Below are 18,067 nucleotides of genomic sequence, written 5' to 3'. Positions count from 1 at the left end.
ATGGTACTGCAGGGGGGACCCTGTGGGAGAGTAGGACGCCGCCGAACAAATATTGAGAAGAGCCCCACACCTTTCGGTGTGGGGCTCTTCTGCGTTTAGGGTCGGAGCATGCGCTATGACCTCGTCATCTTTGACAACGACGGTGTGCTGGTCGACAGCGAGCCGATCTCCAATCGGCTGTTGGCCGGCTATCTGACCGAGCTGGGGTACCCGACCTCGTACGAAGACTCCCTGCGGGACTACATGGGCGCCGCCATGCATCGCGTACACGATCTGATGGAGGAGCGGACCGGGGAGCGGTTGCCGGGGGACTTTGATGAGGTGTTTCATCGGCGGGTTTTTGCCGCGTTCGAGCGGGAGTTGCGGCCGGTGGCGGGGGTCGAGGACGTGCTGGAGAAGCTGACGGCTGACGGGGTGCCGTACTGCGTGGCCTCGTCCGGGAGTCATGAGCGGATTCGGGTGGGACATCGGGCCACCGGGTTGGATCGGTGGTTCGACGACGCGCGGATTTTCAGCTCGGAGGATGTGGGGCGGGGGAAGCCCGCGCCGGATCTGTTTCTGCACGCCGCCCGGGTGATGGGGGTGCCGGCCGAGCGGTGTGTCGTGGTGGAGGACAGTCCGCTGGGGGTACGGGCGGGCGTGGCGGCGGGGATGGATGTGGTCGGGTTCGCCGCCATGACGCCGGTGGAGCGGCTGGCCGGGGTCCGGCGGGTGTTCTTCGGGATGGGGGAGCTGGTCGACCTGGTGGTGTGAGGCATCGCAGGTGGGGCAGTGGAGTTGAGGGAAACTCATCTTTGGCTGGATATACCCAGGGGACGCTCGGGGCCTTACGCTCGCCGCCATGACTGAAGTGCTACGGCGCGGTAGGGCTTCGCTGGCGTTCGGATTCTTCGCCCAGGGCGTGGCGTTCGCCCTGCTGGTGACGCGGATTCCGGCAATACAGGACCGGTATGGGGTGTCCGATGCGCTGCTGCCGGTCTTTCTGGCGGCGGTGCCGATCCTGGCCGGGGTCGGGAGTGTGGGCACCGAGCGGCTGGTGAAGCGGGTGCGGCCCAGCGTGGTGCTGCGGTGGTCCCAGCCGGTGGTGCTGCTGGCGCTGTTCGGGGTGGGGGCCGGGGAGCGGCTCGTCGAACTGGCCGTCTCGCTGGCGGTGTTCGGGCTGGCCGTGGGTGCGCTCGATGCCTCGATGAACATGCTCGGGGTGAGCCTGCAGCGGGCGTACGGGCGGAGCATCATGCTCGGCTTTCATGCCGCGTACAGCCTCGGCGGGATTCTCGGGGCCTCGCTGGCGTGGGCGGGGGCGCACTGGGGGCTGGCGCTGTGGGTGTCGTATCTGCCGGTGGTGTGTGTGCTGGTGCCGGCGGCGCTGGTGGGGAGCCGGTGGTATGTGGATGCGGATGGGGGCGCTGATAAAGGGGTTTCCCAGGGTGGTGAGGGGAGTGGGCCGGGGGGTGGGATTGTTTTCAAGGCGCTTTTGCCGCTGTGCCTGGTGATGACCTTTGCCTATATCGGGGACTCCACTGTTTCCAATTGGAGTGCCAAGTACTTGCAGGATGTGCTGGGGTCGTCCGAGCAGCTCGCCACCGTGCCGTACAACGTGTACATGGTGACCACGCTGGTGGGGCGGGCCGTGGGGGACTTCGGGGTGCGGCGGCTCGGGGCCGTGGCGGTGGTGCGGGGTGGGGCGGTGCTGGCGGCGGGCGGGTTCGCGGTGGTGGCGGGGGCGCCGGGGGCCTGGGCGGGGATGCTCGGGTTCACGCTGGTGGGGCTGGGGCTGTGCGTTCTGGTGCCGCAGACCTTCGCGGCGGCGGGGCGGCTGTTTCCGGGGGCTTCGGACGCGGCTGTCGCTCGGCTCAATATCTTTAATTACGTGGGGTTTTTGATCGGGTCTCCGTTGGTGGGGGCGTTGGGGGATGTCTGGAGTTATCGGGGAGCCATGCTCGTACCCATGGTTCTGGTGTTGGTGACATTGGTGTACGCCCGGTCGTTCGAAGGCGGGGCGGACCGATACGGTGGCGGGCATGAGCGGTCGCGCACAGCTGATGTGGGACGAGGCGGTAACGGGCTATGACTTCGGTCCGGAGCATCCGATGGATCCGGTCCGGCTGGAGCTGACCCGGGGACTGGTCGGGGCGCTGGGGCTCGACCAGGCGATGGAGGTCGTGTCGGCGAAGCCCGCGGGGGATTCGACGTTGCGGCTGGTGCATCGGGAGGACTACATCGAGGCGGTGCGGGCCGCGTCGGCGGATCCGGGGGTGGCGGATCAGTCGTACGGGCTGGGGACCGTGGATGATCCGGCGTTCGCCGGGATGCACGAGGCGTCGTCGTTGATCGCCGGGCTTTCGGTGGCGGCGGCGGAGGCGGTGTGGCGGGGGGATGCGCTGCACGCGGTGAATTTCGCGGGTGGGCTGCACCATGCGATGCCGGGGGCGGCGTCGGGGTTCTGTATTTACAACGATGCCTCGTTGGCCATTGCCCGGCTGTTGGAACTCGGGGCCGAGCGGGTCGCCTATGTGGATGTAGATGTGCATCACGGGGATGGGGTGCAGGCGACGTTCTGGGACGATCCGCGGGTGCTGACGATCTCGTTGCACGAGCATCCCCGGACGTTGTTTCCGCAGACCGGGTGGCCCGAGGAGACGGGGGCGGCGGGGGTTGCCGCGGGGTCGGCCGTGAATGTGGCGTTGCCCGCGGGGACGGGGGACGAGGGGTGGGTGCGGGCCTTTCATGCGGTGGTGCCGGAGTTGCTGGCCGATTTTCGGCCGCAGGTGGTGGTGACGCAGCACGGGGCGGATACGCATTTCGAGGATCCGTTGGCGCATTTGGCGGTGTCGTTGGATGCGCAGCGGGCGGTGCAGGTCGCTTGTCATGAGTTGGCGCACGAGTACGCCGGGGGGCGGTGGGTGGCGCTCGGTGGGGGTGGATACGCGGTGGTGGATGTGGTGCCGCGGTCCTGGGCGCACTTGGTGGGGATCGCTGCGGGGCGGGCTGTCGCGCCGGAGACGGTGATTCCTGAGGGGTGGCGGGCGGAGGTGTTTGCTCGTACTCGGCAGTTGGCGCCGGTGCGGATGAGTGATGGGCGGTGGCCTGTGCGGTGGGGGGTTTGGGAGGAGGGGTACGACCCCGGGGATCGGGTGGATCAGGCGGTGTTGGCTGCGCGGCGGGCGGTGTTTCCGTTGCGGGGGTTGTTGGCCTGAGGGTGGGCTTGGCCGGGGCCGGCTCTCTGGGTGGGGCTGTTTTGGTGAGCGGCGTTGATCGGATGCCGACGTGGCTGTGCGGGGCGGGGGGTTTTCGCTCGCCCGCGCTTGCGGGGTGCCTCCCCCAGAGGGGGGACCCCCAGCCCACCCGTGCCGCCCCAGCGGCACGACTGCCCGCAGTTACGGGGGGCGGGACTGCCCGCGGCTAGGGAGATGGAGGGGGTGGGGAAGGTGGAGGAGGGGGTTCTTGCGTATTTGGTGGGGTGTGGGATTGCGGGGGTGGTGGCCACCGGGCGGGAGGTGAGTCTGCGGAGCTACCGGCTCTTCGCGGCTCGGGATCCTCGGGTGTTGATCGGGATCGATCCGGAGGGGGTGTGGGGGGAGCCGGAGTTGATCGGTTTGATGGCCGAGAAGTGTGGGGTATCTCCCGATCCGCGCTATGTGGAAGGGCCGGATCTGATCGATCCCGTACGTACGCTGCTCGCCTTCGACCGGTTCGCCGAGCGGATCGCCGAGGTGGCTCAGCGCAAGGGGCCGGTGCTGATCGGGACCGGACATCCGCACCGGCTGCTCGGTTTCTACGCCGGGCTCGCGGACGCTTTGTCGGCGGCGGGATGTGCTGTCCTCACACCGGCGCAGGGTCGCTGTGTCGACATAACGACCCGGTTCGGTCTACGCACGTACAACCTTGATTACGTACGGGGCGTCGCGTTCGTGCGGGCACATGGTGTGCCAGGTCCCGGTGGTGCGCCCGGCGCGCACTCGCACTCGCCGCTGCCCGTTCGGCTGGCGCTGGCGGCGCTCGCCGAGGCCGGCGGGCCGCTGCCGGAGCTGGTGATCGGAGACCATGGCTGGGTCTGCGGGGCAGGTCAGCTGGGGTTCGAGGCCATCGGGCTCGCCGATACGGACGACCCCGCGCTGTTCGTCGGGGAGGCGGAGGGGCGCGTGTCCGTCGTCGTGCCCCTTGATGACGGCGTGCGGTCTGATTACTACCTGCCGCTGACCCGCTACGTACTCAATCGAGCGTGTCTGTCACAGTAGGCCGCCGATGGGTGCACCTCTTCCCCACTCGCATCACCCGCCCCTACATTGGGGAGTGAGCACGCAACGACGAAGAGTCACCGGAAGGGGAAGCCGGTGACCGTCGAGTGCGGAAGGTTCAGGTGTGTCATGGCTGCTGGCGATCAGAGGCCTCTGAGCGAGGTTCAGTTCCTTACCGTGGCGGAGGTTGCCTCGGTGATGCGAGTGTCGAAGATGACCGTGTACCGGCTGGTGCACAGTGGTCATCTGCCCGCGATTCGGGTGGGGCGGTCTTTCCGCGTCCCCGAGAACGCGGTTCATGAATACCTCCGCGACAGCTATGTGGGGGTGGAGACGGCCTGACGGTCCCCTCGATTACGACCTCAGCGCTCGGGCGGGTAGGCTAAGCCCTCGTAGGTCGTATGGGCCCATGGCGCCCAGCACCGAGTGATGAGAAGTGAGCGAGGGTTGTCGTGGGCTCTGTAATCAAGAAGCGGCGCAAGCGGATGGCCAAGAAGAAGCACCGCAAGCTGCTCAAGCGCACGCGCGTTCAGCGTCGTAACAAGAAGTAGCCGCCGTAGAGCGTGGTGTGGCCCCGCATCGGACCGAGGTCCCGTGCGGGGCCATCGTCATGTCGACCCGCTAAGTTGGCCGCAGCGGTGTGGTAGGTCTGGCTGGAAGGAAGGCGCTGGTCTTGGGCAAGGTCGTGCTGGTGACCGGAGTGGCCCGGCGGCTCGGCGGCCGGTTCGTGCGCCGGATCCAGCGTGACCCGGAGGTGGACCGGGTGATCGCCGTGGACGCGGTGGAGCCGGAGCACCGGCTCGGCGGGGCCGACTTCATCCGGGCGGACATCCGCCAGCCCACCATCGCCCGGGTGCTCGCCGAGACCGGCGCCGACACGGTCGTCCACATGGATGTCACCGCGACCGCCCTGGGCAGCGGCAGCCGGACCATGGTCAAGGAGACCAACGTCATCGGCACGATGCAGCTGCTCGGCGCCTGCCAGAAGTCGCCGGCGGTGAAGCGGCTGGTGGTGAAGTCCAGTACGAATGTGTACGGATCCGCGTCGCGCGATCCGGCCGTGTTCACCGAGACCACCCCGCCCAAGTCGCTGCCCAGCGGCGGTTTCGCCAAGGACACCGTCGAGGTCGAGGGGTATGTGCGCGGGTTCGCCCGGCGGCGGCCCGATGTCGCCGTGTGTGTGCTGCGGTTCGCCAACATCCTCGGGCCGAGCGCGGACTCGCCGCTCGCCGCGTACTTCTCGCTGCCGGTGCTGCCGACGGTTCTCGGCTACGACCCGCGGTTGCAGTTCGTGCACGAGGACGACGTCATCGACGTCCTGCGGATCGCCTCGTACGAGCCGCGGCGCGGGACCCTCAACAGCGGCACGTTCAATGTCGCCGGGGACGGGGTGCTGCTGCTCTCGCAGTGCTCGCGGCGGCTGGGCCGCCCGACCGTGCCGCTGCTGCTGCCGGCCGTCACCTGGGCCGGGTCGCTGGTGCGGACGCTCGGCATGACCGACTTCTCGCCCGAGCAGATCCGGCTGCTGACCCATGGCCGGGTGGTGGCGACGGCCCAGATGCGCGAGACACTGGGATTCCGGCCGAAGTACACCACCGCGGAGACGTTCGCGGACTTCGCGCGCGGCCGTGGCCCCGGGCTGGTGCCGCCCGAGGCCCTCGCCCGGGCCGTCGACCGGCTCGCCGCGCTGCCCGTGGCCGGCGGCGGCCACCGACCGAGCGCGGATTAGGGACCCGTCGGCAGGGCCCCCGCGCCGACCAGCGCCAACCGAGGAGCGCAGCAACGATGGCGGATGCCAAGGTCATTCCGTTCGACGACGACCGGTCGCGCGGCGGCGCCGCACAGCGCCCGTCCCGGCGCCGGGCCGCCGGAAGCCGCCGGGGCAGCGGGAAGCCCGCGCCGGTCCATCAGCTGGACGAGCATCTCGACCGGCCGGCGGACGGATCTGTGGATGGACTCGTGGTGCAGGATGATGTTCCCGTGACGAGTGAGGAGCCAGAGCCAGAGCCAGAGTCGGGGCCGGGGCCGGAGGGCGGCCTCGGTGGTCTGGAGCGGCGGATCGCGGGCGGGCTGGCGTTTCTGCGCCGCCGTCTCACCGGGGACTACGAGGTCGACGACTTCGGCTACGACGAGGAACTCACCGACCAGGTCCTGATGTCCCTGCTGCGCCCGGTGTACGAGAACTACTTCCGGGTCGAGGTGAAGGGCATCGAGAACATCCCGGCCGAGGGCGGTGCGCTGATCGTCGCCAATCACTCCGGGACGGTGCCGCTGGACGGCCTGATGATGCAGGTCGCCGTGCACGACCACCATCCGGCCGAGCGGCATCTGCGGCTGCTGGCCGCCGACCTGGTGTTCGTGCTGCCGGTCGTCAATGAACTCGCCCGCAAGCTGGGCCACACCCTGGCCTGCGCGGAGGACGCCGAGCGGCTGCTGGCTCAGGGGGAGCTGGTGGGGGTGATGCCGGAGGGCTTCAAAGGCATCGGCAAGCCCTTCGGCGAGCGCTACAAGCTTCAGCGGTTCGGCCGGGGCGGCTTTGTCTCCACGGCCCTGCGCCAGGGGGCGCCGATCGTCCCGTGCTCGATCGTGGGCGCCGAGGAGATCTATCCGATGCTCGGCAACGCCAAGACCCTCGCCCGGGTGCTGGGCTTCCCGTACTTCCCGCTGACCCCGACCTTCCCCTGGCTGGGCCCGCTGGGCGCGATTCCGCTGCCGACGAAGTGGACGATCCAGTTCGGTGAGCCGATCCCGACGGACGGCTATCCGCCGGAGGCGGCGGAGGACCCGATGCTGATGTTCAACCTCACCGACCAGGTCCGCGAGCAGATCCAGCACACGCTGTACAAGCTGCTGGTGCAGCGCCGGTCCGTGTTCTTCTGAGTTCCTCTGAGTTCTTCTGACCCAGGGCCCTTCGGGTACGTACGTACGACGACGGGGGCGCCCTTCGTCTGGAAGGGTGCCCCCGTCGTCGTACGAGGTGCGGTGCTGCCGGCTGCTACTCGGCGTCCTCGCTGTCGATGCCCAGGCCGGGCAGGAGGCCCGGGAGGAGCGGTGGGAGGGTGACGTCGGGTTCGGTGGTCGGGGGTTTGGTCTGGGTCGGGCTGGCGCCGCCGGTGTTCTTCGGCGGGTCCAGGAGGCCGCCGGTGTTGCCGCCGAGCAGGCCGTCGTCCTCGGTGTCGCCGGAGTCGGCGGGGCGGCTGGGGGTGCCCGTACGGGACTGGCCGCCGTCCGTCGTGCTCTGGCCGGTGCTGGGTGTGGAGGACGACGCCTTGCCGGGGTCGGTGGCGCCGGTGGACCCGCCGGTGCCGGGGCCGCTCTCGCGGTTGCTGCCGTCCGTGCTCCCGCCGGTCTGTGCCGGGGGTTGTGGGAGCAGGGACTGGAGCGGGGCGACCTCTTGGTCTATGGCGTCGAAGACCGAGTTCACCTGCTCGCTGACGTCGCCGAGCTGGACCGGGAGCTTGTCGCGCAGGGCGCCCCAGGTCTCGCGGTGGGACTGCGAGAAGGAGGAGAGCGCCTGGATGGGGCCGAGCGAGTCGGGGTCGCGCTCGTAGACCGCGGTGAGCAGGCGTTGGCCCTCGGTGGCGTCGTGGGTCATGCCTGACAGGGCGCGGCGGATCTCGCCCAGGGATTCATGATCGAGGGGGCCGCTGCGGCCCCGCTCCATCAGCCGGCGGGCCTCGTTGAGCCGGGTGGACGCCTGGTCGAGGTAGGCCTGGCCGCGCTCGTCGTCGCCGTCGGCGAGGCCGCGTTTGAAGTCCTCTATGCCGCGCTTGAGGCCGTAGAGCGAATCACCGGGGAGGGCGTCGGTGCTGGCCGCGGCGACGCCGCCGAAGGCGCCCGCCGCCACGCTGACGCTCAGGCCGCCGGCCGTGAGGCCCTTGGCGAGGCGGCTGCGTGGACGGAATTTCCCCAGCGAGGTCGCTCGGTGAGCACCCTTGCTTCTGCGGGACCTCTGCTCGGGTACCGAAGGGTCCGTTGCCACCCCTCCGGCGGTGCCCGCCTGGAGCATCGCCTCCATCGCGGCCACCAGTTGCGCCCGCTGAACGACCTTGACCTCGGGGTCCATCTCCGGTCGCGGCAGTTCGCCGAGACTCGACGCGAGGGCCAACAAACGGCCCTGCTCGGTCGGTTCGGCGGCTGCCGCGGCCGGTGGAGATCCCTCGGACGGCTCGGCCGCCGTGCCCCGGCCGGTCTGCTCCTCCAGGGCCTGGGCGAAGGCGTTCGCCCGCCGGTGCGCCGATACGTTCGCGATCACTGGCGGCACCTCCTCTCGTCATGACGGTCGACTCCCCAGGGGATCCTGAGGGTTGCACGCCCTGACCAGGTGCGCACGATCGAGTGATCGGCGTCGGCCAAGGCGTGACCACAGGGAGCCTGCATCCCGCACAACGAGTGGCGCGGCACTTGGGTTACGGACTGCGGATGATCGGATCGGGGAGTCAACGGACTTTCACTGACCGTGAGTTGATGGTTGCTGAACGTGTGTGAACGGTGTCGGGGTCAGCGGGCGTCGTCGGGGAGCAGCCGGGCGAGGGTGCGGACGGCCCGGTACTGGAGGGTCTTGATGGCGCCCTCGTTCTTGCCCATGACGCGGGCGGTCTCGGCGACGGACAGGCCCTGGAGGAAGCGCAGGGTCACGCATTCCTGCTGCTGGGGATTGAGCCGGCGGACGGCTTCGAGCAGGGCGGCGTTGGAGAGGGACTCCAGGACGGAGTCCTCCGGGGAGCGCTCGACCTCGTTGGCGTCGAGCATCTCGCCGGTGGTGACCTCCAGGCGGAAGCGGCTGGATTTGAAGTGGTCGGCGACCAGGTTGCGGGCGATGGTGACGAGCCAGGCGCCGAAGTCGCGGCCCTGCCAGGTGAACGTGCCGATGCGGCGCAGGGCACGCAGAAAGGTCTCGCTCGTGAGGTCTTCCGCGGTCGCCTTTCCGCCGACGCGGTAGTAGATGTAGCGGTAGACCGTGTCGCTGTACTGGTCGTAGAGGCGGCCGAACGCTTCGGCCTCGCCGGCCTGGGCGCGCTCCACGAGATCCATCATTCGGGCGCTGTCGCTGTCGGCCGCGGGACGGCGGGCGGTGGCGGTCGCGGGGGCGGCGCCGGTCGTGCGGGACCGTCTGCCGACCGCGGCGGTGCCCTCGGCGAGTGCGTAGCACGGGCCTACGGGCGCGGTGGCGGAGGCGAGCGCGGGGATGGCGTACGCGGTGGGGACGAGGTCGCGCAGCAGTTCTTGGACCGTTGCGCGCAGCGTAGCCAGGCCCGAGGCGTCAACCCCGACGTGTGGGTACACGGGACTCCCAGAGGCAGAGCTTCCATCACGTGCAGTGCGGGACCGTTCACCCGTCGTAGCGACGGAGGGGTACCGGTTTGCGTCTGAGGAGAATAACGCTTCGTGCAGGCCCTGCTACACCCAGTTGCTCAAATCATCGATTACGTCGCTTCTGTAACCGGTTGACGGTCGATCAAGTGCCTGATGTTGAGCGGTTGTTGATCGAATTGGGTCGGGTTGGGGGTGGAAGTGGGGCGTGTTGTGGCGGTGTGCGGACAACAGGGGTGGTCAGGGGGTTTTGCGGGCACGGTGCGATGATTGGCCGGTTTTGGATATGGGGGGCATTGGAGTGAGGGGGGATGGTCGGGTGTGTCGGTGATTGTGCGGTGCGGGGTGTTGTGGTGCGGGGCGGGGGGATTCTTCAGCGGCGTTTTCTGTGGAGGGCGATTGCTGCTGCTGTGCCGCCTGCTACCGCGCCTACTCCCGCTGCCGCCGGGATGCCCACCTTCGCCGCCTTGCGGCCGGTGCGGTAGTCGCGCAGGCGCCAGTCGAGGGTGCGGGCGTGTTTGCGGAGCTTGCTGTCGGGGTTGATGGCGTAGGGGTGGCCGACCAGGGACAGCATGGGGATGTCGTTGTGGGAGTCGCTGTAGGCCGCGCAGCGGGTCAGGTCCAGGTGCTGGGCCGCCGCCAGGGCGCGTACCGCCTCCGCCTTCGCCGGGCCGTGCAGGGGTTCGCCCACCAGTTTGCCGGTGTAGACGCCGTCGACGGACTCGGCGACCGTGCCCAGGGCGCCCGTCAGGCCCAGGCGGCGGGCGATGACCGTGGCGATCTCCACGGGGGCGGCGGTGACCAGCCAGACGCGCTGGCCGGCGTCCAGGTGGGCCTGGGCCAGGGCGCGGGTGCCGGGCCAGATGCGCTCGGCCATGTACTCGTCGTAGATCTCCTCGCCGATCGACATCAGCTCGGCGACCCGGTGGCCCTTGACGATGGACAGGGCGGACTCGCGGACGTCCTGCATGTGCTCCGGGTCCTCGAAGCCGGCCAGCCGGAACCACGTCTGCTGCCAGGCGAACTTCAGCAGGTCACCGGTCTCGAAGAACTTCCGCTTGTACAGGCCGCGCCCGTAGTGGAACAGCGCGGCGCCCTGCATGACGGTGTTGTCCAGGTCGAAGAAGGCGGCGGCCTTCGTGTCGCCGGGCACCGGGAACTGCGACTCCGGCGCCTGCTCCTCGTCGGGGACCTCGGGCTCGGTGCTCTTGCGGGCGGCCTCGGCCGAAGCCTCGCCTGCCAACACGCTCCGCGCCGTGGCGGGGCGCCTACGGGGGGTGAGCCATCGGAGAGCGGCCATGTCCGTGAGCATAGCCATTCTGTTCGGTGGTTCCGGAGTCGGGAGGTTTGCGGGGTGTGAACTCTCCGCATCTGTGACGTAAAGGGGGCGGCGGGCCGCGCCCGCGCGGGGGCGGCGGGACAATGGCGTCATGAGTCCCCTCTTTCGGCGGAAGGATCCCGCCCCGCACGCGCGCCTGGTCACCCTCGTCCGCAAGCCCGGCTGCCATCTGTGCGACGACGCCCGGGTCGTGGTCGAGAAGGTGTGCGGGGAGGTGGGAGTGGCGTGGGAGGAGCGGGACATCACGGGTGACCAGGCCCTGTACGACCGGTACTGGGAGCAGATTCCGGTCGTGCTCGTCGACGGAGCGCAGCACACGTTCTGGCGGGTGGATGAAGACCGGCTGCGAAGAGCGCTGACCGGGCGGTCCGGCCAGTCCGGCCGAGCCGGCCGATCCGGCGGGTCCGGGCCGGTCTGAGTAGTCCGAAAATCGCTTAGGATCGATGGCGAATCGGTCTCGGGGGCGTTGATCGTAGAGGAGAGTGTGCGATTTGCCCCCCGGAGTGATGGGTCGGTGGTTCCTGTGCGCCGATTCCCTGGGTAGTCGCCGGGAGCGCGTGACCCCGGTCACGTTCGCCGGGCAAATCGGACACCATCTTTGTGCACGCGTTCACAAAGACATAGCCTGCTGTCGACGGGGCGGTCCGAGGACACCGGAGACATACGCCCGCCCGCAGCCCCGCTCTACCCGCAGGAGCACCGTGGCAACTGGCCGAACTCACCGACCGGCGACCCGTAGCCGAGGGATTCCCGAGGCCACCGTCGCCCGGCTTCCGCTGTACCTCCGCGCCCTCACCGCGCTCTCCGAGCGTTCGGTGCCCACCGTCTCATCCGAGGAACTCGCGGCCGCGGCGGGGGTCAATTCCGCGAAGCTGCGCAAGGACTTCTCGTATCTGGGTTCCTACGGGACGCGTGGTGTGGGCTACGACGTCGAGTATCTCGTGTACCAGATCTCCCGTGAGCTGGGGCTGACCCAGGACTGGCCGGTTGTGATCGTCGGTATCGGTAATCTCGGCGCCGCGCTCGCCAACTACGGGGGGTTCGCCTCGCGCGGCTTCCGGGTGGCCTCGCTGATCGACGCCGACCCCGCGCTCACCGGCCGGACCGTCGCCGGGATCCCGGTGCGGCACGCGGACGACCTGGAGCAGATCATCCAGGACAACGGCGTGTCGATCGGCGTGATCGCGACCCCCGCGGGCGCCGCCCAGCAGGTCTGCGAGCGGCTGGTGGCCGCCGGGGTCACCTCCATCCTGAACTTCGCGCCGACCGTGCTGAACGTGCCGGAGGGCGTCGACGTGCGCAAGGTCGACCTCTCCATCGAGTTGCAGATCCTCGCCTTCCACGAGCAGCGCAAGGCCGGTGAGGAGCACGCCGCCGCCGAGGCCGCCGCCGCCGTACCCGCCGCGGCCGGGGCGAAGGAGTCCGCCGAGCAGGGGCCCGACGGGGACGTACCCGCCGTGATGCCGGCATGAGTCTGCTCGTCGTCGGGCTGAGCCACCGCAGCGCCCCGGTCAGCGTCCTGGAGCGGGCCGCGCTGGGCGCGGACGCCCGGATCAAGCTGGCGCAGGACACGGTCGCCGCCGAGCCGGCCACCGAGGCCGCGGTGCTGGCCACCTGCAACCGCATCGAGCTGTACGCGGACGTGGACAAGTTCCACGCGGGCGTCGCCGAGCTGTCCACGCTGCTCGCCCAGCACAGCGGGGTCGGCCTGGAGGAACTCACTCCTTATCTCTATGTGCACTACGAGGACCGGGCCGTCCACCATCTGTTCTCGGTGGCCTGCGGGCTCGACTCCATGGTGGTCGGCGAGGGGCAGATCCTCGGCCAGATCAAGGACGCGCTGGCGACCGCGCAGGACCTGCACACCGCCGGGCGGCTGCTGAACGACCTGTTCCAGCAGTCCCTGCGGGTCGGCAAGCGCGCCCACTCCGAGACCGGCATCGACCGGGCCGGGCAGTCCCTGGTCAGCTTCGGGCTCCAGCAGCTCGCGGCGGGCGCGGACACCGACGGCTGGGCGCGCGGCAGGAGAGCCCTGGTGATCGGCGCGGGCTCGATGTCCTCGCTGGCCGCGGCCACCCTCGCGCGGGCCGGTGTCACCGAGGTCGTGATCGCCAACCGCACCGCCGAGCGCGCCGAGCGGCTGGCCGAGATACTGCGCCAGAGCGACGAAACGGACGTGGCGGCCCGCGCGGTACCGATGGATGCGGTGCCGGACGAGCTGACACGTGCCGACATCGCCGTCTCCTGTACCGGCGCGACCGGGCTCGTCCTCGGCGCCGACCTGATCGCCGACGCCGTCCAGGGCCGTACGGGTGCGCCCGCCGTGGCGATCGACCCCGGCGCGGAGCCCCGTAGCGGCGCGACCGCGGGGCTGCCGGCCACCTCTGTGGGGACCGAGGACGGGTGTCCGCTGGATCTGGCCGCCGTGCAGCCCGGGTTCTCCGTCATGGGTGAGGCCGCCGTCGCCGGGATGGACGCGGCGACGCTGGAGCAGCACGCCACCTGGGCCGCGGGCGGGGCCGCCGCCGGGCGGCGCGAGGCCGGGCGGCGCGGGGCCGACGCCCAGCTGATCACCGCGCTGGCCGCGACCGCCGCCACCGCCGGGCGGGTCCCCGAGCACCGCAAGCCGGAGCCGGTCGCCGAGGCGCCGCGCCCCGAGCCGGTGCTGTTCCTGCTCGACCTCGCCATGCCGCGCGACATCGACGCCGCCGTGCACCGGCTCGCCGGGGTGCGGCTGGTCGACATCGAGTCGCTCGCCGGGGCCTCCGCCGACGCGCCGATGGCCGCCGATGTCGACCTGGTGCGGGCCATCGTCACCGCCGAGGTCGCCGCGTTCGGCGCCGCCCAGCGGGCCGCCCACATCACGCCGACCGTGGTGGCCCTGCGGAGCATGGCCGCCGATGTCGTCACCCAGGAGATCACCCGGCTGGAAGGCCGGCTGCCCGCGCTCGACGACCGGCACCGCGCCGAGATCACCCAGACCGTGCGGCGCGTCGTCGACAAGCTGCTGCACGCGCCGACCGTACGGGTCAAGCAGCTCGCGGCCGAACCCGGCGGCGCCGGGTACGCGGACGCGCTGCGCACCCTGTTCGACCTCGACCCCGAGACGGTCGCCGCCGTCTCCCGGGCCGAGAACAGCACGGAAGCCGAGGGCCGACGGGTATGAGTGACAAGGCACTGAGACTGGGGACGCGGCGCAGCAAGCTCGCCATGGCCCAGTCGGGACTGGTGGCCGACGCCGTGCGCCGGGTGACCGGACGGCCGGTGGAACTCGTCGCGATCACCACCTACGGCGACACCTCCCGGGAGCAGCTCGCGCAGATCGGCGGCACCGGGGTGTTCGTCACCGCGCTGCGCGACGCGCTGGTGCGCGGCGAGGTCGATTTCGCCGTTCATTCGCTCAAGGACCTGCCGACCGGGCAGCCGGCCGGGCTGGCGCTGGCCGCCGTACCGCCGCGTGAGGACCCGCGCGATGTCATCGTCGCCCGGGACGCCCTGAAATTCACCGACCTGCCCGCCGCTTCCCCGACAGGGGTCGCCCGGATCGGGACCGGCTCGTCGCGCCGCATGGCGCAGCTGAACGCGTACGCGCGCGGCCATGGGCTGGACATCGAGATGGTGCCGATACGCGGAAACGTCGACACCCGCATCCGATACGTGCAGGATGGGGAACTCGACGCCGTCGTCCTCGCCGCCGCCGGGCTCAACCGGATGGGCCGGAGCGACGAGGTGACCGACTTCCTGTCGGTCGACACGATTTTGCCCGCCCCCGGCCAGGGGGCACTGGCGATCGAATGCACCGCGGACAACGCGGAGCTGATCGCCGCGCTCGGCGAGATGGACGACCCGTTCACCCGGGCCGCCGTGACCGCCGAACGGTCCCTGCTCGCCGCCCTGGAGGCCGGCTGCTCCGCCCCTGTGGGCGCGCTGGCCGACCTTCTGGGCGGCGGGCAGATTGTCAAGGAAATGCGCCTGCGGGGCGTCGTCGGCACGACCGACGGCACCCGGATGGTGCAGCTGTCCACCACCGGTCCCGTGCCCGAGACGCACGAGGGCGCAGTGGCTCTCGGCCGCGAACTCGCCGCCGAGATGCTCGCCCAGGGCGCGGCCGGTCTGATGGGGGAGCGAGCACAATGAGCCCCACCACCCTTCCCGCCGGTCCGGAACACGGGCACGTCACCTTCCTGGGTGCCGGACCCGGAGATCCGGGACTGCTTACCTTGCGCGCCGTGGAGGCGCTGGGCCACGCGGATGTGCTGGTCGCCGAGCATGAGGTGCTCGACGTCGTGCGCGTCCACGCGAGACCGGGCGTCGCCGTCGTGAACACGGACAGGGATCCCTCCGGGGGCTCCGATCCGGGCACGGGCGTGCCTCAGCTCACGGTGGTTGACGGTTCGTCAACTACCGCCCGGGGCCCCGCTGAGCGGGATGCCGCACATCTTGTCATGCAGGCAGCGCGGGGCGGCAGGCGGGTCGTGCGCGCGGTGTCCGGGGACCCCGGGCTCGACACGTACGCCGTCGCCGAGATGCTCGCCTGCGTCGCCGCCGGGGTGCCCTTCGAGGTGGTGCCCGGGATCGCCGCCGCCGTCGGGGTGCCCGCCTATGCCGGGGTCCCACTGCGGGACGCGGAGGGGGCGGACGTCCGGTTCGTGGACGCCCGTACCGCCTCCGACCGGTGCTGGACCGAGGTCGGCGCGTCGGACGGGACGGTCGTCGTGTCCACCTCGCTGGACTCGGTCGCCGCGGCGGCCGGTGAGCTGGTGTCGGCCGGCCGCAAGCCGGACACCCCGATCACCGTCACCGTCGGCGGGACCACGACCCGTCAGCGCACCTGGACCGCGACGCTCGGCACGATCGCGCAGACGCTGAAGCAGGCCAAGGTGCTGCCCTCGCCCGAGGGCGGGCGGGCGGTGATAGCCGTGGTCGGGGAGCGCAGCGCTGCCGCCCAGCGTGAACAGTTGTCGTGGTTCGAGTCCAAGGCACTGTTCGGGTGGCGGGTGCTGGTGCCGCGGACCAAGGAACAGGCCGCGTCGCTCTCCGACCAACTGCGGTCGTACGGTGCCGTACCGCACGAGGTGCCGACCATCGCCGTCGAGCCGCCGCGCACGCCCCAGCAGATGGAGCGGGCCGTGAAGGGGCTGGTGACCGGGCGGTACGAGTGGATCGCCTTCACGTCCGTCAACGCGGTCAAGGCGGTGCGGGAGAAGTTCGAGGAGTACGGGCTCGATGCCCGTGCCTTCGCCGGGATCAAGGTCGCGGCGGTGGGGGAACAGACGGCGAAGGCGCTGATCGCCTTTGGTGTGAAGCCCGATCTGGTGCCCAGTGGGGAGCAGTCGGCGGCGGGGCTGCTGGATGACTGGCCGCCGTACGATCCGGTGTTCGATCCGATCGACCGGGTGTTTCTGCCGCGGGCCGATATCGCCACGGAGACGCTGGTCGCCGGGTTGATCGAGCTGGGGTGGGAGGTGGATGACGTCACCGCGTACCGGACCGTGCGGGCGTCGCCGCCGCCGGCCGAGACGCGTGAGGCGATCAAGGGGGGCGGGTTCGACGCGGTGCTGTTCACCTCGTCCTCCACTGTGCGGAATCTGGTGGGGATCGCCGGGAAGCCGCACAACGTGACGGTGATCGCGTGTATCGGGCCGGCTACCGCCAAGACGGCCGAGGAGCATGGGCTCCGGGTGGATGTGATGGCTCCTGAGCCGTCTGTGCACAGGCTCGCGGAGGCGTTGGCCGAGTTCGGGACGCGGCGGCGGGCTGCGGCTGTTGAGGCGGGGGAGGCGGTTACTCGGCCGAGTGAGCGGAGGCCGGGGGCGCGGCGGCGTCGGTCTACGACGTGAGGTCTACGACGTGATGTCTACGACGTAGGGCGTGGGGCGGGTTGCTTTGCGCGGGGCGTTGGTGGGTGGCCGGCGTGGCTTTGCGTGGGGGCGTTGGCAGGTGGCCGGTGCTGGTGTGCGGGGCGGGGGGTTTTCGCTCGCCCGCGCTTGCGGGGTCCCGCTGCGCCCACCCGTGCCGCCCCAGCGGCACGACTGCCCGCAGCTACGCAGGGGGTAGCGTGGGGTTATGTCGACTTACGGTGTGTTTCCTGGGGGGCGGCCTCGGCGGTTGCGGGGGTCTGCTGTGATGCGGCGGATGGTGGCCGAGACCCGGCTGGATCCGGCGGACTTCATTCTTCCCGCGTTCGTGCGGGAGGGCGTGAGCGAGCCGGTGCCGATCGCGGCGATGCCCGGGGTGGTGCAGCACACGCGGGACAGTCTCAGGAAGGCCGCCGTCGAGGCCGTCGAGGCCGGGGTGTCCGGGATCATGCTCTTCGGGGTTCCGGAGGAGGGGAAGAAGGACGCCCTCGGGACGCCCGGTACCGATCCCGACGGGATTCTCCAGGTCGCGCTGCGGGACGTGCGGGCCGAGGTCGGGGACGAACTGCTCGTCATGTCCGATCTCTGTCTCGACGAGACGACCGATCACGGGCACTGCGGGGTGCTCGACGCGCAGGGCCGGGTCGACAACGACGCCACCCTTGAGCGGTACGCCGAGATGGCCCAGGTCCAGGCCGACGCCGGTGCCCATGTCGTGGGTCCCAGCGGGATGATGGACGGCCAGGTCGGGGTCATCCGCGACGCCCTCGATCAGATCGGGCGCGAGGACGTGGCGATCCTCGCCTACACCGCCAAGTACTCCTCCGCCTTCTACGGCCCGTTCCGCGAGGCCGTCGCCTCCTCCCTCACCGGGGACCGCAAGACCTATCAGCAGGACCCCGCCAATGTGCGCGAGTCCCTGCGGGAGCTGGCCCTCGATCTGGCCGAGGGGGCCGACATGGTGATGGTCAAGCCCGCCGGGCCCTATCTCGACGTCCTCGCGCGGGTCGCCGACGCCGTCGATGTGCCGGTCGCCGCCTATCAGATCTCCGGCGAGTACTCGATGATCGAGGCCGCCGCCGAGAAGGGCTGGATCGACCGGGACCGGGCGATCATCGAGACGCTCCTCGGCATCAAGCGGGCCGGCGCGCGGAACATCCTCACCTACTGGGCCACCGAAGTGGCCCGCACGCTGCGCTGACCGGCCCCGGCGGCGGGCTGTCGAGGCGGGCCGGGTGGGTCCGTCCGGTGTCCGGATCGCGGAAATGTCTGTGCAGAGTGCAGACAGTTTTCTAGGCTGCCCGGACCCGCCGCACCCG

The 18,067-nt window shown here is 70.4% G+C and carries 17 protein-coding genes; 14 read left to right on the top strand and 3 right to left on the bottom strand.

The genetic code is table 11. The features are described 5' to 3' along the window. Positions 1–108 precede the first annotated feature (108 nt). The 8 genes from ACFRFC_RS36170 to ACFRFC_RS36135 all read left to right on the top strand — a co-directional run bounded on the left by ACFRFC_RS36170 (position 109) and on the right by ACFRFC_RS36135 (position 7,118). Positions 109–753, top strand: a complete 645-nt coding sequence (locus tag ACFRFC_RS36170; protein WP_382680178.1) for an HAD family hydrolase — start codon at positions 109–111, stop codon at positions 751–753. 88 nt (positions 754–841) lie between these two features. Further along, positions 842–2,071: an MFS transporter gene (locus ACFRFC_RS36165; RefSeq protein WP_382680179.1), complete on the top strand. Its 1,230-nt coding sequence runs from the start codon at positions 842–844 to the stop codon at positions 2,069–2,071. Further along, positions 2,022–3,197, top strand: coding sequence for an acetoin utilization protein AcuC (locus ACFRFC_RS36160; RefSeq protein ID WP_382680180.1), 1,176 nt, complete (start codon positions 2,022–2,024; stop codon positions 3,195–3,197). The genes ACFRFC_RS36165 and ACFRFC_RS36160 overlap by 50 nt, the downstream gene beginning before the upstream one ends. A 213-nt stretch (positions 3,198–3,410) precedes the next feature. Continuing rightward, positions 3,411–4,238, top strand: a complete 828-nt coding sequence (locus ACFRFC_RS36155) for a phosphatase (RefSeq protein WP_382680181.1) — start codon at positions 3,411–3,413, stop codon at positions 4,236–4,238. A 129-nt stretch (positions 4,239–4,367) separates the two neighbouring features. Beyond that, on the top strand, positions 4,368–4,580 hold the full coding sequence (locus ACFRFC_RS36150; protein WP_362767926.1) for a helix-turn-helix domain-containing protein: 213 nt from the start codon (positions 4,368–4,370) through the stop codon (positions 4,578–4,580). A 110-nt stretch (positions 4,581–4,690) separates the two neighbouring features. Next, entirely contained in the window at positions 4,691–4,789 is a 99-nt protein-coding gene (locus tag ACFRFC_RS36145) for a 30S ribosomal protein bS22 (RefSeq protein ID WP_003948845.1), read from the top strand. A 122-nt stretch (positions 4,790–4,911) separates the two neighbouring features. Beyond that, a complete protein-coding gene (locus tag ACFRFC_RS36140) occupies positions 4,912–5,967 on the top strand; it encodes an NAD-dependent epimerase/dehydratase family protein (RefSeq protein ID WP_382680182.1) in 1,056 nt (351 codons plus the stop codon). A gap of 56 nt (positions 5,968–6,023) precedes the next feature. Next, positions 6,024–7,118 (top strand): lysophospholipid acyltransferase family protein, encoded by a 1,095-nt coding sequence (locus ACFRFC_RS36135; RefSeq protein ID WP_382680183.1) that lies wholly within the window; start codon positions 6,024–6,026, stop codon positions 7,116–7,118. Between the two features lie 115 nt (positions 7,119–7,233). Here ACFRFC_RS36135 and ACFRFC_RS36130 read toward each other — a convergent pair whose 3' ends face one another. The 3 genes from ACFRFC_RS36130 to ACFRFC_RS36120 form a co-directional block, all read right to left on the bottom strand. Next, a complete protein-coding gene (locus tag ACFRFC_RS36130) occupies positions 7,234–8,493 on the bottom strand; it encodes a DUF5667 domain-containing protein (RefSeq protein ID WP_382680184.1) in 1,260 nt (419 codons plus the stop codon). A gap of 245 nt (positions 8,494–8,738) precedes the next feature. Continuing rightward, positions 8,739–9,524: an ECF subfamily RNA polymerase sigma factor, BldN family gene (locus ACFRFC_RS36125; protein ID WP_382680185.1), complete on the bottom strand. Its 786-nt coding sequence runs from the start codon at positions 9,522–9,524 to the stop codon at positions 8,739–8,741. A 400-nt stretch (positions 9,525–9,924) separates the two neighbouring features. Beyond that, complete coding sequence (locus ACFRFC_RS36120) at positions 9,925–10,851, bottom strand: HAD family hydrolase (RefSeq protein WP_382680186.1); 927 nt, start codon at positions 10,849–10,851, stop codon at positions 9,925–9,927. A gap of 130 nt (positions 10,852–10,981) precedes the next feature. Here ACFRFC_RS36120 and ACFRFC_RS36115 point away from each other — a divergent pair, with 130 nt between their 5' ends. From ACFRFC_RS36115 to hemB, 6 genes are all read left to right on the top strand, one after another. Next, positions 10,982–11,308: a glutaredoxin family protein gene (locus ACFRFC_RS36115; RefSeq protein ID WP_382680187.1), complete on the top strand. Its 327-nt coding sequence runs from the start codon at positions 10,982–10,984 to the stop codon at positions 11,306–11,308. A gap of 283 nt (positions 11,309–11,591) precedes the next feature. Further along, positions 11,592–12,362 carry a redox-sensing transcriptional repressor Rex gene (locus ACFRFC_RS36110; RefSeq protein WP_382680188.1) on the top strand — a complete coding sequence of 257 codons (771 nt, stop codon included), beginning with the start codon at positions 11,592–11,594 and terminating at the stop codon, positions 12,360–12,362. Further along, positions 12,359–14,056 (top strand): glutamyl-tRNA reductase, encoded by a 1,698-nt coding sequence (locus ACFRFC_RS36105; protein WP_382680189.1) that lies wholly within the window; start codon positions 12,359–12,361, stop codon positions 14,054–14,056. The genes ACFRFC_RS36110 and ACFRFC_RS36105 overlap by 4 nt, the downstream gene beginning before the upstream one ends. After that, complete coding sequence (gene hemC / locus ACFRFC_RS36100; protein ID WP_382680190.1) at positions 14,053–15,027, top strand: hydroxymethylbilane synthase; 975 nt, start codon at positions 14,053–14,055, stop codon at positions 15,025–15,027. Before ACFRFC_RS36105 ends, hemC begins: the two co-directional genes overlap by 4 nt. Continuing rightward, entirely contained in the window at positions 15,024–16,730 is a 1,707-nt protein-coding gene (locus tag ACFRFC_RS36095) for a uroporphyrinogen-III synthase (protein WP_382680191.1), read from the top strand. The genes hemC and ACFRFC_RS36095 overlap by 4 nt, the downstream gene beginning before the upstream one ends. A 226-nt stretch (positions 16,731–16,956) precedes the next feature. Continuing rightward, positions 16,957–17,949, top strand: a complete 993-nt coding sequence (gene hemB, locus ACFRFC_RS36090; RefSeq protein ID WP_382680192.1) for a porphobilinogen synthase — start codon at positions 16,957–16,959, stop codon at positions 17,947–17,949. Positions 17,950–18,067: the final 118 nt, after the last annotated feature.

It is taken from the genome of Streptomyces sp. NPDC056734 (genome assembly GCF_042790455.1).
Lineage (GTDB): Bacteria > Actinomycetota > Actinomycetes > Streptomycetales > Streptomycetaceae > Streptomyces.
The sequence above is the reverse complement of the archived record's forward strand: the minus strand, read 5'-3'. Positions and strand labels throughout refer to the sequence as shown.